Genomic DNA, 13,908 nt, shown 5'->3' with positions numbered 1-13,908 from the left:
GCGCAGTGTCGCGGGGCCTACGCCTTGGGGGCGTCGGCTGCCGGGGAGGCGGCCGGGCCGGCGGCGGCCGGCTCGGGGGCTTCCTGGAAGTCGACGCGGCCCATGTGCCGGCTCATGGACTTCATCAGGCCCCATACGGCGAGGGCGAGGGCGGCGAACACGACGAACCCGAGGAGGCCCGGGGTCACCTTGTTCTTGTCGAAGGTGTCGGCGGCCAGCGGAAGGAGCTGGGTGACTGCTGCCTGCATAGCGCTCATGGCTACGCATTCTCCCGGATGCCCGCGAAGAGGTCGGACTCGGGGAGGGAGGTGTTGACGAGCGACTTCGCCAGCTCGTACTCCTCGGTGGGCCAGACCTCCTTCTGGATCTCCATGGGGACGCGGAACCAGCCGCCGTCGGGGTCGATCTGCGTGGCGTGCGCGATGAGCGCCTTGTCGCGGATCTCGAAGAAGTCGGCGCAGGGGACGTGGGTGGTCAGGGTCCGCTCCTTGCGCTCGAACTCCTTCCACCGCTCCAGCCACTCGCCGTAGGGGGATTCCAGGCCGCGGGCGAGGAGCGCCTCGTGGAGGGCGATGGTGCGCGGCTTGTTGAAGCCCTGGTTGTAGTAGAGCTTCTGCGGCTGGTACGGGGCGCCGTACTCGGCCTCGGGGAACTTGTCGGTGTCGGCCGCGCCGTCGAAGGCCACCATCGTGATCTTGTGGGTCATGATGTGGTCGGGGTGCGGGTAGCCGCCGTTCTCGTCGTAGGTGGTGATGACCTGCGGCTTGAAGGCGCGGATCTTCTTCACCAGTTCGCCGGCGGCCTCCTCGACGTCCGCGAGGGCGAAGCAGCCCTCGGGGAGCGGGGGCAGCGGGTCGCCCTCGGGGAGGCCGGAGTCGACGTATCCGAGCCACTCCTGTTCGATGCCGAGGATCTCGCGCGCCTCGTCCATCTCCTTGGCGCGCACCTCGTGGATGTTCTCCTCGATGTACTTGTCGCCCTGGAGCTTGGGGTTCAGCACGGAGCCGCGCTCGCCGCCGGTGCACGTGACCACGAGGACCGGCACCCCCTCGGACACGTACTTGGCCATGGTGGCCGCGCCCTTGCTCGACTCGTCGTCGGGGTGGGCGTGGACGGCCATCAGTCGAAGCTGCTCGGTCAAGACAGGATCCTCTGTGATTCGGCGCGACGGTCAACCTCTATATTGACCGAATCGGGGGACGGAAAATTCCTGGGTTTGTGCACCCTCCCCGGCGAGAGGAATCGATCATGAGCGCGGTACGCGAAGGGCTCCCGGAGGGCCGGTACGGCCGGTCGGCGGACGAGCGCGCGGACCGGAAGCTCAAGGTCGTCGGGTCGGTGCTCGGGGTCGGGCTGCTGGCCGTGGTCGGGTGGATCGGCTGGGACTACGTCGGCGGGCAGAGCGTGAGCGCCGAGGTGATCAAGTTCCAGGTCGTCTCCGACAGCGAGGTCAAGGTGCACCTGGAGGTCCGCAAGGAGGCCTCGGTCACCGGTGTGTGCACGCTGAGCTCGCAGGACCGGGAGCACGGCGAGGTGGGCCGTGCCGACTTCACGTTCGCGCGGGGCGAGCGGCGGGTGGACGAGGTGGTCACCCTGAAGACCACCGGCCGCGCCACCATGATCGAGCTGGTCGGCTGCCAGGAGGCGGGCGCCGCCCGCTGAGTCCCGGCCGGGGCGCCTTTTTGATCATGCCCGGGACCGCCGCCTAGCATGTGCACGCCAACCCCCCGTGCCGTGTCCAGCCGACGGAAGACACCCATGCGCCTCCAGCGGATACTCGCCGCCACCGCCGCCCTCGCCGCACTCGGCGCCCTCGCCACCGCCTGCGAGGACCCCGCCAAGGCGGGACGGCCCCCCGCCTCCCCCACCGCGGCCGCCGGAGCCCAGGCCCGGCCCACCGCCGACGGCAAGGGCAACGGCGCCGCGCCGGCCTCGCTGGCCGAGGCGCAGGCCTACGTACAGAAGTTCGCCTCCTGCGTGAACATGAGCACGGACCCGAAGGACCCCCGGCTGCCCGCCACCGACGACACGAAGGAGGGCAACTGGGCCGTCACCGCGCGGGGCGTCTGCACGGACACCGTCAGGCACGGCGAGATCGTCTTCTTCATGGTCTCGGACATGAAGGCCTTCCAGCAGGCCTACTACGACCACACCATGAAGCAGATGAAGCAGGGCGACGGCGCCTACGGCATGTTCAGCCGGGTGATCGTCGGCAAGAACTTCGTGGTCGTCCCGTCGAAGACCCGGACCGCCGTGGACCTCGTCAACTCCGACCTGCGCGTCATCAGCTGCAACCCCGGCTTCGGCGTCCCGGACGGCTACCACCGGGAGAAGGCCCAGGTCGACTACTGCGGCCTCACCGACTTCGTCAGCAGCGAGGACGGCGACGGCAGCAAGAATTACGAGGAGCCGCACGACCCCTCCACCGAGGGACCGGAGAAGCCGGGCCAGCCCGCCACCGGCAGCCTGGGCCTGCCGAGCGCCGGCAGCCTCGACGAGCTGAAGAAGCTCGTCGGCCAGGGCGGGGTCGACTGCACGAAGATGACCGTCACCGACGAGCACGTCGAGTCGATCGACTACCAGCCGGTCGTCGACGGCGAGCCCCGCTTGTGGGGCGTCAAGCAGCGTGCCGTCTGCGGTGAGCTCGGCGGGGAGCGGCGCGCGCACAATCTGAACTGGCTGGACACCGTCTTCGACATGAAGACCCTCCAGACCAGGGCGAAGGCGGCGCAGCTGGCCGACCTGAAGGACGACGGGCGGCTGCGGGCCACCGCGAGCAAGCTGATGGTCGGGACGAACATCGCCGTGGAGACCAACAGCGAGAGCATCCGCCACGGGCTCTACCAGCTCCAGTTCCTCTACCTGAACTGCGAGACCGGATTCACCGCCCCGGCCGGCTACCGGCTGGAGAAGGCCCAGGTCGAAGGCTGTGTACTGACCAACTTCGAGCGCCCCGCCAGGTGAGGGACCGCGGGGAGGACGCGCGTGCCCGCCGGGCGCGATGACACACTTCATACACAGGGTGTCCTCCCCCTTTTCTTCCCGAATTGTTAGGCTCGTGGTTTCGCCCGCCGCTGGCGGCTATGTACCCCTGTACCGACGAGGAGCACCCGTGACCCAGACGAGCGAGAGCGTCACCTGGCTGACCCAGGCGGCGTACGACCAGCTGAAGGCCGAGCTGGACTACCTCTCTGGTCCCGCCCGCACGGAGATCGCCATGAAGATCGCGGCTGCCCGCGAGGAGGGCGACCTGCGCGAGAACGGCGGTTACCACGCGGCCAAGGAGGAGCAGGGCAAGCAGGAGTTGCGCGTGCGCCAGCTCACGCAGCTCCTGGAGAACGCCAAGGTCGGCACGGCGCCCGCCTCCGAGGGCGAGGTCGCGCCGGGCACCCTCGTCACCATCGCCTTCGACGGCGACGAGGACGACACGCTGGAGTTCCTGCTGGCCTCCCGCGAGTACGCCTCCGGCGACTTCGAGACGTACTCCCCGCAGTCCCCGCTGGGTGCCGGCGTGAACGGCAAGAAGGTCGGCGAGGACGCCCAGTACGAGCTGCCGAACGGCAAGAAGGCCACCGTCAAGATCCTGGCCGTCAAGCCCTTCAACGGCTGATCACCCCCCTTTACGCACAGCACCGCGCGCACGTACGAGCCCCCGCCGGACCGGGTCCGGCGGGGGCTCGCGCGCGTCGGGGCCGGGGCCGCGGGCTCAGGCGGTCGCCGAGCGGTACTTGCGGACCGCGAGGGTCCGGAAGACCACGATGATCAGCAGCGACCAGAGCACGGAGGCCCACACCGCGTGCTGCATGGGCCACGCCTGCGGCACCGGATAGCCCTCGGGGAGGTTCCCGAAGAGCTCGCGGGCCGCCTGGACGGTCGCGCTGAAGGGGTTCCACTCCGCGATGTGCCGCAGGAAGGAGGGCATGTTCTCGGAGGGGACGAAGGCGTTCGAGATGAACGTCAGCGGGAAGAGCCAGATCAGCCCGCCCGAGGTGGCCGCCTCCGGGGTGCGCACCGACAGGCCGATCAGGGCGCCGATCCAGGAGAAGGCGTAACCGAGCAGGAGCAGCAGGGCGAAGCCGGCGAGCACCTTGCCGAGGTTCTCGTGGGTGCGCCAGCCGACGAGCAGGGCGACGACCGCGAGGACGACCACGGTCAGCGCGGTCTGCACGAGGTCGGCGAGGGTGCGCCCGGTCAGGACGGCGCCGCGGGCCATGGGCAGCGAGCGGAACCGGTCGATCAGGCCCTTGTGCATGTCGTCGGCGATGCCCGCGCCCGCGCCGGCGGTGGCGAAGGTGACGGTCTGGGCGAAGATGCCGGCCATCAGGAACTCGCGGTAGGCGGCCGGCGAGGTGCTGCCGCCGACCGCGATGGAGCCGCCGAAGACGTAGCTGAACAGGACGACGAACATCACCGGCTGGATGAGGCCGAAGATGACCATCTCGGGGATGCGGGACATCCGGATGAGGTTGCGCCGGGCGATGACCAGGGAGTCCTTGACGCCCTGGGTGATGCCGCCGCCGGGGCGCGGCGCCGCGAGGTCCGTGTCCGGGGAGGTGATGGTCACTTCGCCGTCTCCTTGCGTCCGCGGCCGGCGTCGGGGGCGCCGTTCTCCTCCTGGGCCAGCTCGGCCGCGTGGCCGGTCAGGGAGATGAACACGTCGTCCAGGGTGGGGCGGCGCAGGCCGATGTCGTCGATCTCGATGCCGCGGGAGTCCAGCCCGCGGATGACCTCGGCGAGCAGCTTGGCGCCGCCCGCGACGGGGACGGTGAGCTTGCGGGTGTGCTCCTCGACGGTGGTCTCGCCCTTGCCGAAGCCGGCGAGGACCGCGCGGGCGGTGGTGATGTGCTCGCGCTCGTGGACGACGACCTCGACGCGTTCGCCGCCGGTCTGCGCCTTGAGCTGGTCGGAGGTGCCGCGGGCGATGACCTTGCCGTGGTCGACCACGCAGATGTCGTGGGCGAGGCGGTCGGCCTCCTCCAGGTACTGGGTGGTGAGCAGCAGGGTGGTGCCGCCGGCGACGAGTTCCTCGATGACGTCCCACAGGGCCTGCCGGTTGCGCGGGTCGAGGCCGGTGGTGGGCTCGTCCATGAACATCACCGGCGGGCGCACCACGAGGGCGGCGGCGAGGTCGAGGCGCCTGCGCATGCCGCCGGAGTACGTCTTGGCGGTGCGGTCGGCGGCGTCGGCGAGGTCGAAGCGCTCCAGGAGCTCGACGGCCCGGGCCTTGGCCGCCTTGGCGCTCATCTGGTAGAGCCGGCCGACCATCTGGAGGTTCTCGCGGCCGGTGAGGTACTCGTCGACGGCGGCGAACTGGCCGGAGAGACCGATGGAGCGGCGGACCTCGTTGGGGTGCTTGAGCACGTCGATCCCGGCGACGACGGCCCTGCCGCTGTCGGGCCGGAGGAGGGTGGTGAGGACGCGGACGGTCGTGGTCTTGCCCGCACCGTTGGGGCCGAGCAGGCCCAGCACGGTGCCTTCCGGGACATCGAGGTCCACGCCGTCCAGCGCTCGTACGTCGCCGAAGGTCTTGACCAGGCCTTCGGCATGGATGGCGCCTGGCATAGGGGGTTCTCCCTGAGCGATCGGGCCGGAATCCGGAGGTTTCCCAGGCACAGCCTAGGAGGGCCGGGCATCACCCGCCCGGCGCAACGGCACCGTAAGGCGTCATATCGCGTCCCGCCACGGATTTATCGCGTCCGGCGGCGCGGCCCACATCCCGGGCGCAGGCGTCAGGACATGACGCGGTAGCCGGCGCCGTGCAGCGTGCGCGCCACCTCCGTGCAGTGCTCGGGCCCCTTCGTCTCCAGGTGCAGCTCCACCTCGACCTCGGTGAGCCCGAGGCGCGGGTCGGTCCGTACGTGGCTGACGTCCAGCACGTTGGCGTCGACCGTCGACAGCACCGCCAGCAGCCCCGCCAGGGCACCCGGCCGGTCCGCGACCCGCAGCCGCAGCGACAGGTAGCGGCCCGCCGCCGCCATGCCGTGCCGCAGGATGCGCTGGAGCAGCAGCGGGTCGATGTTGCCGCCGGACAGTACGGCGACCACCGGGCCGCTCCCGTACAGCTCCGGCTCGCTCAGCAGCGCGGCGACCGGGCTGCACCCGGCGGGCTCCACCACCAGCTTGGCCCGCTCCAGGCACAGCAGCAGCGCGCTGGACAGGGCGTCCTCGGACACGGTGCGTACGTCGTCCACCAGTTCCCCGATGATCGCGAAGGGCACGTCGCCGGGGCGGCCGACCTTGATGCCGTCCGCCATCGTGACCGGGTTCTCGATCGACATGGGGTGGCCCACCCGCAGCGACGGCGGGTACGCGGCCGCGCCCGCCGCCTGCACGCCGATCACCTTGACGTCCGGGCGCAGCGCCTTCACCGCGACCGCGATGCCGGCGGCGAGCCCGCCGCCGCCGATGCCGACGAGGATCGTGCGCACCTCGGGGCACTGTTCCAGGATCTCCAGGCCCACGGTGCCCTGTCCGGCGATGATGTCCCGGTGGTCGAAGGGGTGGATGAACACCGCCCCGGTCCGGTCCGCGTACTCCTGGGCCGCCGCCAGGGTCTCGTCGACGACCTGGCCGTGCAGGCGCACCTCGGCGCCGTACTCCTGGGTGGCGGCCACCTTCGGCAGCGGGGCGCCGACCGGCATGAACACGGTGGAGCGGACCCCGAGCAGGGAGGAGGCCAGCGCCACGCCCTGGGCGTGGTTGCCGGCGCTGGCCGCGACGACCCCGGCGGCGCGCTGCTCGGGGCGCAGGCCCGCGATGCGCACGTACGCCCCGCGCAGCTTGAAGGAGCCGGTGCGCTGGAGGTTCTCGCACTTGAGGTGGACCGGGGAGCCGGTGAGGGCCGACAGGTGCCGGCTGCCCTCCATCGCCGTCACCCGGGACACCCCGGACAGCATCTTCTGGGCTCCGCGGACGTCGTCGAGGATGACCTGCGGGACGGGCACGGGCACGCGGTAGTTCATGCGGCCAGTCTCGCAGCCCGCGGCGGCCCCGGCTCAGGGGCGCGGAGAGCCCGGCGGCGGGCCCGCGGGAGGGGCGAGATCTCGCCATGCGGGACGGTCCCGCCGCGGCCGCGGCAACGGGCCGTATCAGTTGTCAAACGCGGCGTACGGGGCGCCGCAGGGCCGCGTACTCTGTCCCCCATCCCTGTCGGCCCCACGCGAAGAGAGCCCACGGCCATGCCCTCGATCCCGGCCAGTTCCGACCTGCCCACGGCGGCCGAAGCGCCCGCCGGAGCCGGACTCCTCGACGCGCTCCAGCACCAGGTGGCGGTCTTCGCCCGCCGGGCCGAGCAGACCCGCCTGGGCGGGGTCGGCCAGGCCCGCAACTCGATGGACCGCGCCGCGTACCTGCTGCTGAACCGGCTCGATCTCGAAGGTCCGATGGGGGTGAAGGCCCTCGCGGGCGGGATGGGCATCGACTCGTCCACCGTCACCCGCCAGGTCGCCCCGCTCGTCGACAGCGGCCTGGTGAAGCGGACCTCGCACCCCGAGGACGGCCGGGCCGTGGTGCTCGCGCTGTCCCCGCGCGGGCTGGCCCGCCTGGAGGAGGTCCGCTCCTCGCGGCGCGAGCTGATGGCCCGGGTGACGGAGGGCTGGGCGGAGGAGGAGCGCGAGGTGTTCACCGCGCTGCTGACCCGTTTCAACGGCTCGCTGTCGGAGCTGATGTCCGCCGCTTCCGAGGGCGGCCCGGCCTCCTGACCCGGCCTGCGGTCCCCTCGCCGGTCCGGCCGCCGGCGCCGCCCGTGACCCGGTGGTGTCCGACCCCTTGACCGGGGTGGTGGCACCGGCCGCACCATGTGTCCTGTGGACCGGGGGCGGGATGCGGAGTTCGAGGCCTTCGTCGCGGGTGCGGCGGGGCGGCTGCTGCACGTCGCGGCCCTGCTGACGGCCGAGCCCCCGGCCGAGGCGCCCGCCGCGCGGCGGATCCTCGCGGGCGCGCTGGCCCGCACGTACGCGCGGTGGGAGCGGCTGCGCGACGACGACCCGTACGACCACACCCGCCGAGAGGTGTGCGCCGCGTACGCCCGCACCGCCCGGCGCCGTCCCCGCGGCGGCGGAGTGCTGGCACCGCTGGGCCCGCTGGAGCGGCTCGTCCTGGTGATGCGGATCTACGAGGGCGTCGCGGAGGAGGTCACGGCCGCGCAGCTGGGGCTGCCGCCCGAGCGGGTCGAAGCCGTGTGCAACCGGGCGGTGGCCACACTGCGCTCCCGCACCCCGGCGGCCGCCGCGTGAGCCCCCTCGACCGCAAGGAGGCGCAGGTCAGGCAGCTGCTGGAGGGCCCGCACCCGGCGGTCCCGGCGGGCCTCGCGACGGCGGCCCGGACGCACGGCAGGCGGCTGCTGCGCCGCAGGCGGGCCCTGCGCCGGTTCGGCTGGGCGCTGCTGTGGGCGGCGGCCGCGGCCTTCACGGTGTGGGCGGCGCTGACCCGCCCCTGGGTGGTCCCGCCGTCCGAGGTGTCGCCGCCCCTGCAGGGCTGGTAGCCCTCCAGGGGCGGCGGACGGTCTAGCCCAGGGCCTGGGTGAGGTCCGCGACGAGGTCGTCGGCGTTCTCGATGCCCACGGAGAGGCGGATCAGGTCCGCCGGGACCTCCAGGGCCGAGCCGGCCACCGAGGCGTGGGTCATCCGGCCGGGGTGCTCGATGAGGGACTCGACACCGCCGAGGGACTCGGCCAGCGTGAAGATCCGGGTGCGGCCGCAGACCGCGACGGCCTCCTCCTCGCCGCCCGCGACCTGGAACGACACCATGCCGCCGAAGTTGCGCATCTGCTTGGCGGCGACCTCGTGGCCGGGGTGCTCGGGCAGGCCCGGGTAGAGGACCTTGGTGACCTTCGGGTGCCGCTTGAGCACCTCCACGATCTTCGCCGCGTTCTCGGCGTGCCGGTCCATGCGCACGGCCAGGGTCTTGATGCCGCGCAGCACCACCCAGGAGTCGAAGGGCCCGGCGACCGCGCCCATCGCGTTCTGGTGGTAGGCCAGCTCCTCGCCCAGCGCCTCGTCGGCCGTGACCAGGGCGCCGCCGACGACGTCCGAGTGGCCGCCCATGTACTTGGTCAGCGAGTGCACGACCACGTCGGCGCCGAGCGCCAGCGGCTGCTGGAGGTAGGGGGAGGCGAAGGTGTTGTCCACGACGAGCCGGGCGCCGGCCTCGCGCGCGATCTGAGCGGTCATCGCGATGTCGGTGATGCCCAGCAGCGGGTTCGAGGGGGTCTCGACCCAGATGACCTTGGTCTTCGGGGTGAGCGCGGCGCGCACCGAGGCCGCGTCGGAGGTGTCGGCCACCGACCACTCCACGCCCCAGCGGGAGACGACCTTCGCGAAGAGGCGGAACGTGCCGCCGTAGGCGTCGTTCGGGATGACCACGTGGTCGCCCGGGGACAGCAGCGTACGCAGCAGGCAGTCCTCGGCGGCGAGCCCGGACGCGAAGGCGAGGCCGCGCCGGCCGCCCTCCAGCGCCGCGAGGTTCTCCTCCAGCGCGGAACGGGTCGGGTTGGCGCTGCGGCTGTACTCGTAGCCGCCGCGCAGTCCGCCCACGCCGTCCTGCTTGTAGGTGGACACCTGGTAGATGGGCGGTACGACCGCACCGGTCTGCGGGTCCGCCGTGTTGCCCGCGTGGATCGCGCGGGTCTCGAAGCTCTGGTGCTCGTGGCTGTCGTCGCTCATGAGGCAGATGCTATGCCCCGTCAGGCCCGCGGTCCTCTCCTGGCCTGACCGCGGGCTGACCCGCCCCGGGCCGGTCGCCGTTCGCCATTGCGCCGCCGGGTCTGGTTCGCTTGGCGGCATGGAGATTATCTGGGTGCTGATGCTGCTCGCCCTGGCCGCGGCCATGGTCTACAGGTTCGTACGGGCCGGGCGGGGCGGCCTGACCCGGGTCGCGCCCGGCAGCCCCGACGCCGCCGACCCCGCCGACTACGGGTTCGCGCGGCAGGAGGAACTGGACGTCCGGGTCCCCGGGCCCGACCAGGACCTGATGGACGCGCTGGAGAACGTCCGGCGCACCGGCCACTGGCAGGCCGCGTCCGCCCTCCTCGCCGGCACCCCCAAGGACGGCGAGCGGCGCTGGCAGCGCGTGCAGGCCTTCGGCGGTGCGGCGGCGCTGGAGCTGGCGGAGCGGCCCGGAGCGGGCGCGCAGTGGCTGAAGGCGTGGCGGCTGGAGGCGGAGAAGGACCCCGGCGGCGCGCAGGTGCACGCGGAGCTGCTGGTGCAGCAGGCGTGGCGGCATTCGGGCGGGGTGGGCTCGCAGGACCACCGGATCATCCTGGAGGAGGCCCGCGAGGCCTGCCGCAGGGCGGCGCTGCTGGCCCCGGGCGACCCGGTGCCCTTCATCACGGAGCTGGCCGTCGCCCGGGGCCTCGCGTACCCGGAGGCCGAGTTCGACGCACTGTGGGCCAAGGTGATCGACGTGGCCCCGGCGCACATGGGCGCCCACCTGGCCGCCCTGCACTACTGGTGCGGGAAGTGGCACGGCTCCCGGGAGCAGGCCGACGCCTTCGCCGCGGCGGCCGCGGCCCGCGCCCCGCAGGGGTCGCTGCTGGCGGCGCTGCCGCTGTTCTCGGTGTACGAGAACATGCCCGACACGGTCCTGGTCAGCGACTTCGGGCGGACCGCCGTCGTCTCGCGGGCGCTGGAGGGCGCCCTGTACGCGGTGCACCAGGCGCGCGCCGACGACCCGGTGGCGGCGCACGTACGGCACCTGCTGCTGTGGTTCCTGGTGAGCACCGGCCGCTGGGCGGAGGCGATGGAGCAGGTGCGGCACGTGGACGGCTTCGTGGGCGCGCTGCCGTGGTCGGCGCACGAGGACCCGGCGGCCGCGTACGCGGTGGCCCGGGCGATGGCGGTGGCCGGCTACGAGGCCAACGGCGGCTCCCCGGCGACCCTGCCGCACTGACCGCGCGCGGGGGCGGACGGCCGGTCCGCCCCCGGCCGCACGGAGCGGGACCCCCGCTGCCCGGCCCGCGGCGCCGGGCCATAAGGTGCGCGTAAACATCGCATCATGTGCGCGTCAAAAACGCACCATTTCCGTAGGGGACCCCCATCCATATGGGCGCTTCGCTGCGCGCTCTGCGCGCCCTCGTCCTGCTCGCCGGTTTCTACCTGCTGAGCGTCGTCCTGCTGGCCCTGCTCGGGCTCGCCGACTGGGCCGCCTTCAGCTGGCTGCACGGCGCCGTCGCAGGCAAGATCGTCATCGGAACGGTGGTCCTGGCCATCCCGATCGTGCGCGGCATGTTCATGCTCCGCACCCCCCGGTCCGAACCGCAGCCCGGCGTCCGCGTCACCGACGCGCAGGAACCCGTCCTGTGGCAGACCGTCCGGGAGGTCGCCGAGCAGGTCGGCACCCGCGCCCCCGACGAGATCGTCCTGATCGACGAGGTCAACGCGGCCGTCTCCGAGGACTCCCGGCTGCTCGGCCTGCGGTCCGGCACCCGCCGCCTCTACCTCGGCCTGCCCCTGATGACGGGCCTGGACGAGATGCAGCTGCGCGCCGTGCTCGCCCACGAGATGGGCCACTACGCCAACCTCGACACCCGCCTCACCCCGCTGATCGTCCGCGGCCGCGCCCAGCTGGTCCGCACCATCACCCACTTCCACGACCGGGCCGACAACACCGAGGCCAAGGAGCGCGCCAAGCAGGAGAAGCGCGCCGAGAAGCGGATCGCCAAGGGCAAGAAGGCCAAGGAGATCGACACCGACGGCGCGGGCTTCTCGTACCGCGCGATGGCGGCGGTCTACACCGGCTACGCCCACTTCTACATGCGGGCCACCCTCTCCTCCTCGCGCCGCCAGGAGCTGGCCGCCGACCTCGCCTCCGTCCGCGTCGCCGGCCGCGACGCGGCCGCCTCCGCGCTGCGCGAGCTGAACGCCATCGGCTCCGCGCACGACTTCTACATGAGCTCGTACGCCACCCTCGGCGTCGGCGCCGGCCTGCTGCCGCGCCCCGGCCAGGTCTTCGGCGGGCTGCGCCACCTCCTCGACGCCCGCTCCGGCGAGCTGGAGGACCTGCGCCGCGAGCTGTCCACCGAGCCCGCCTCCCCGTACGACTCCCACCCCGCGCTCGCCGAGCGCGTGGCCCGCATCGAGGCCCTGCCCGACGACGGCCGCGGCGGCCAGGCGGCCCGCCCGGCGCTGGAGCTCCTCTCCTCCCCGCAGGAGGCGCTGGCCGCGCTGGAGCAGGTGGTCCTCACCCCGCAGGCCCTCGCGCTCACCCGGGTCGACTGGGACGACCTCGTCCACCAGTCGATGAGCACCTACGCGGGCCGCGGCGCCGAGGAGGTCCGCGAGGCCCTCACCGCCGAGGGCGCGGGCCCCGGCCTCGCCGCCCTGCTCGACGCCATAGACGCCGACCCGGCGGTGCGCTGGCGGATCGCCGCGCGCTTCCCGCAGTCCGAGGAGGCCCGGGCCGCGACCGGCCGTACCGCCCGCGAGTTCGCCCGCCCGGTCGTCCGCAGCGCGCTGAGCCGGCTCGTCACCGTCGAGCTGACCGCCCGCGGCGCCGCCCGCTGGCAGCTGTCCTGGTCGGACTCGGCCACCCTGTCCTACCCCGTTCCCGGTTTCGAGGACGAGCTCGGCCCCGCCCTGGACGCGGCCGTCGCCGACCAGCCCGACACCGAACTCCTGCGGAAGCTGGTGCTCGCCCCGTGACCGTCGTCCTCATCGCCCTCGGCGTCCTGCTGCTGGCCGTCGCCGGCTGGGTGCTGCGCGGGGTCTACCTCATCCGCAAGGCCAAGCGCCTGGAAGCCGAGATCGGCGTGCTGGACGCGCAGGCCGAGGCCTCGGAAGCCGACGAGCAAGCCCGCAAGGCGGCCGCCGTCGTCGCCCTGGGCTTCGTCGCCGAAGCCGACCTCGACACCGAGAACCCGGCGCCGGTCCCGGCCGGGCGTCTCGCCGTCCTGGAGGCCGTCCGGTCCGGGGACTGGGAGGCGGCGGCCGCGTACCTCGAAGCCGCCGGCCAGGACTGGCAGGAGCGCCTGGAGCGGACGCGCCCGCTCGCCGAGGCGGCCGCCGAGGACGACGCGTGGCTGCTGGCCTGGCGCGCCGCCCGGCCCGAGGACCCCACGGCGGCCCTCGTCAACGCCGACACCAGCGTGATGGTGGCGTGGAACGTCCGCGGCAGCCAGTCCGGCAGCCGCACCACGCAGGAGCAGTTCCGCCTCTTCCACCAGCTGCTGACCAAGGCGCAGGCCGACGCGCACGAGGCCCAGAAGCTGGCCGACCCCGCCGACCCCACCCCGTACGTCGTCGAGCAGGCCATCGGCATGGGCCTGGGCTACTCGCACGAGCGCTACCGGGAACTGTGGGAGCGGATCACCGAGCGCGCCCCGAGGCTGCTGTGGTCGCACGTCACCGGGCTCCAGTACTGGTGCGACAAGTGGCAGGGCTCGCACGAGCTGGCCATGGACTTCGCCCGCCGGTCGGCGGCCGCGGGCGAGCCGGGCGACCTGCTCACCCTGCTGCCGCTCATGGCGTACTTCGAGCAGGAGAGCCGCGAGGAGGACCTGCTGCCGGAGACGTACTACAAGGAGCCGGAGATCGTCGCCGCGGTCGACGCGGCCCTCGCGGACCTGGCCGCCGCGGGCAACGACCACCCGGGCACCCCGCGCATGCGGCACATGCTGGCGTACCTGCTGTTCTGGCAGGACCGCGACGCGGAGGCGGTCGAGCAGTTCCGCCACGTCGACGGGCACATCGGCGCCGTGCCGTGGACGTACGCCGGGGAGCCGAAGCGCCGCTACCTGTACGCCCGCGACTGGGCGGTGGGCGTGACGACCGGGTGACCGCGTCGTGAGGCGGGGGGGGGGGGGGGGGAACCCCCCCCCCCCCCCCGCCCGTGAAACCCCCACAAAGGGGCGCGGCAATGTATGGGTACAGCTGGGCGGGGGGGGGGGGGGGGGAAGGGGGGGGGTGTGGTGGG

General features: G+C 73.0%; 15 protein-coding genes. 9 read left to right on the top strand and 6 right to left on the bottom strand.

Annotated features, from left to right (window positions below; translation table 11 throughout):
• Nucleotides 1-17: 17 nt before the first annotated feature.
• Both AB0D45_RS05225 and mca read right to left on the bottom strand, forming a co-directional pair.
• The gene (locus AB0D45_RS05225) at nt 18-257 is read right to left on the bottom strand and encodes a hypothetical protein (protein WP_361601895.1); all 240 of its coding nucleotides are present in this window, start codon (nt 255-257) and stop codon (nt 18-20) included.
• Between the two features lie 2 nt (nt 258-259).
• Entirely contained in the window at nt 260-1,141 is an 882-nt protein-coding gene (gene mca / locus AB0D45_RS05220) for a mycothiol conjugate amidase Mca (protein ID WP_361601892.1), read from the bottom strand.
• Nucleotides 1,142-1,248: 107 nt separating this feature from the next.
• Here mca and AB0D45_RS05215 point away from each other — a divergent pair, with 107 nt between their 5' ends.
• The 3 genes from AB0D45_RS05215 to greA all read left to right on the top strand — a co-directional run bounded on the left by AB0D45_RS05215 (nt 1,249) and on the right by greA (nt 3,610).
• Complete coding sequence (locus AB0D45_RS05215) at nt 1,249-1,662, top strand: DUF4307 domain-containing protein (RefSeq protein WP_361601889.1); 414 nt, start codon at nt 1,249-1,251, stop codon at nt 1,660-1,662.
• Between the two features lie 96 nt (nt 1,663-1,758).
• Complete coding sequence (locus AB0D45_RS05210) at nt 1,759-2,964, top strand: hypothetical protein (RefSeq protein ID WP_362455352.1); 1,206 nt, start codon at nt 1,759-1,761, stop codon at nt 2,962-2,964.
• Between the two features lie 148 nt (nt 2,965-3,112).
• Nucleotides 3,113-3,610: a transcription elongation factor GreA gene (gene greA / locus AB0D45_RS05205; protein ID WP_361601883.1), complete on the top strand. Its 498-nt coding sequence runs from the start codon at nt 3,113-3,115 to the stop codon at nt 3,608-3,610.
• Between the two features lie 96 nt (nt 3,611-3,706).
• Here the strand turns inward: greA and AB0D45_RS05200 are convergent, their stop codons facing one another.
• The 3 genes from AB0D45_RS05200 to ilvA all read right to left on the bottom strand — a co-directional run bounded on the left by AB0D45_RS05200 (nt 3,707) and on the right by ilvA (nt 6,962).
• Nucleotides 3,707-4,564, bottom strand: coding sequence for an ABC transporter permease (locus AB0D45_RS05200; protein WP_362455351.1), 858 nt, complete (start codon nt 4,562-4,564; stop codon nt 3,707-3,709).
• On the bottom strand, nt 4,561-5,562 hold the full coding sequence (locus AB0D45_RS05195) for an ATP-binding cassette domain-containing protein (RefSeq protein ID WP_362455350.1): 1,002 nt from the start codon (nt 5,560-5,562) through the stop codon (nt 4,561-4,563). The genes AB0D45_RS05200 and AB0D45_RS05195 overlap by 4 nt, the downstream gene beginning before the upstream one ends.
• A gap of 167 nt (nt 5,563-5,729) precedes the next feature.
• On the bottom strand, nt 5,730-6,962 hold the full coding sequence (gene ilvA, locus AB0D45_RS05190; protein ID WP_361601880.1) for a threonine ammonia-lyase: 1,233 nt from the start codon (nt 6,960-6,962) through the stop codon (nt 5,730-5,732).
• A 216-nt stretch (nt 6,963-7,178) separates the two neighbouring features.
• On the opposite strand from ilvA, the gene AB0D45_RS05185 reads away from it, so the two are divergent.
• The 3 genes from AB0D45_RS05185 to AB0D45_RS05175 all read left to right on the top strand — a co-directional run bounded on the left by AB0D45_RS05185 (nt 7,179) and on the right by AB0D45_RS05175 (nt 8,482).
• On the top strand, nt 7,179-7,700 hold the full coding sequence (locus tag AB0D45_RS05185; RefSeq protein ID WP_125822237.1) for a MarR family transcriptional regulator: 522 nt from the start codon (nt 7,179-7,181) through the stop codon (nt 7,698-7,700).
• A gap of 96 nt (nt 7,701-7,796) precedes the next feature.
• Nucleotides 7,797-8,234 carry an RNA polymerase gene (locus AB0D45_RS05180; RefSeq protein WP_362455349.1) on the top strand — a complete coding sequence of 146 codons (438 nt, stop codon included), beginning with the start codon at nt 7,797-7,799 and terminating at the stop codon, nt 8,232-8,234.
• On the top strand, nt 8,231-8,482 hold the full coding sequence (locus AB0D45_RS05175) for a hypothetical protein (protein ID WP_362455348.1): 252 nt from the start codon (nt 8,231-8,233) through the stop codon (nt 8,480-8,482). Before AB0D45_RS05180 ends, AB0D45_RS05175 begins: the two co-directional genes overlap by 4 nt.
• 22 nt (nt 8,483-8,504) lie before the next feature.
• Here the strand turns inward: AB0D45_RS05175 and AB0D45_RS05170 are convergent, their stop codons facing one another.
• Nucleotides 8,505-9,662, bottom strand: coding sequence for a cystathionine gamma-synthase (locus AB0D45_RS05170; RefSeq protein ID WP_361602987.1), 1,158 nt, complete (start codon nt 9,660-9,662; stop codon nt 8,505-8,507).
• Nucleotides 9,663-9,780: 118 nt separating this feature from the next.
• On the opposite strand from AB0D45_RS05170, the gene AB0D45_RS05165 reads away from it, so the two are divergent.
• From AB0D45_RS05165 to AB0D45_RS05155, 3 genes are all read left to right on the top strand, one after another.
• Nucleotides 9,781-10,887, top strand: a complete 1,107-nt coding sequence (locus AB0D45_RS05165; RefSeq protein ID WP_361602984.1) for a hypothetical protein — start codon at nt 9,781-9,783, stop codon at nt 10,885-10,887.
• Nucleotides 10,888-11,039: 152 nt separating this feature from the next.
• Nucleotides 11,040-12,638: a M48 family metallopeptidase gene (locus AB0D45_RS05160; protein ID WP_361602981.1), complete on the top strand. Its 1,599-nt coding sequence runs from the start codon at nt 11,040-11,042 to the stop codon at nt 12,636-12,638.
• On the top strand, nt 12,635-13,771 hold the full coding sequence (locus AB0D45_RS05155) for a hypothetical protein (RefSeq protein ID WP_362455347.1): 1,137 nt from the start codon (nt 12,635-12,637) through the stop codon (nt 13,769-13,771). The genes AB0D45_RS05160 and AB0D45_RS05155 overlap by 4 nt, the downstream gene beginning before the upstream one ends.
• The last annotated feature ends 137 nt before the right edge of the window (nt 13,772-13,908 follow it).

The sequence above is a fragment of the Streptomyces sp. NPDC048352 genome (genome assembly GCF_040651895.1).
Lineage (GTDB): Bacteria > Actinomycetota > Actinomycetes > Streptomycetales > Streptomycetaceae > Streptomyces.
This window is presented reverse-complemented; position numbering and strand designations above follow the sequence as displayed.

Bases quoted from the DNA above. Each gene is read 5' to 3' on its own strand.
- AB0D45_RS05225 (WP_361601895.1), bottom strand. From the start codon at position 257: ATGAGCGCTATGCAGGCAGCAGTCACCCAGCTCCTTCCGCTGGCCGCC.
- AB0D45_RS05215 (WP_361601889.1), top strand. From the start codon at position 1,249: ATGAGCGCGGTACGCGAAGGGCTCCCGGAGGGCCGGTACGGCCGGTCG.
- AB0D45_RS05210 (WP_362455352.1), top strand. From the start codon at position 1,759: ATGCGCCTCCAGCGGATACTCGCCGCCACCGCCGCCCTCGCCGCACTC.
- AB0D45_RS05195 (WP_362455350.1), bottom strand. From the start codon at position 5,562: ATGCCAGGCGCCATCCATGCCGAAGGCCTGGTCAAGACCTTCGGCGAC.
- ilvA (WP_361601880.1), bottom strand. From the start codon at position 6,962: ATGAACTACCGCGTGCCCGTGCCCGTCCCGCAGGTCATCCTCGACGAC.
- AB0D45_RS05185 (WP_125822237.1), top strand. From the start codon at position 7,179: ATGCCCTCGATCCCGGCCAGTTCCGACCTGCCCACGGCGGCCGAAGCG.
- AB0D45_RS05180 (WP_362455349.1), top strand. From the start codon at position 7,797: ATGTGTCCTGTGGACCGGGGGCGGGATGCGGAGTTCGAGGCCTTCGTC.
- AB0D45_RS05170 (WP_361602987.1), bottom strand. From the start codon at position 9,662: ATGAGCGACGACAGCCACGAGCACCAGAGCTTCGAGACCCGCGCGATC.
- AB0D45_RS05165 (WP_361602984.1), top strand. From the start codon at position 9,781: ATGGAGATTATCTGGGTGCTGATGCTGCTCGCCCTGGCCGCGGCCATG.
- AB0D45_RS05160 (WP_361602981.1), top strand. From the start codon at position 11,040: ATGGGCGCTTCGCTGCGCGCTCTGCGCGCCCTCGTCCTGCTCGCCGGT.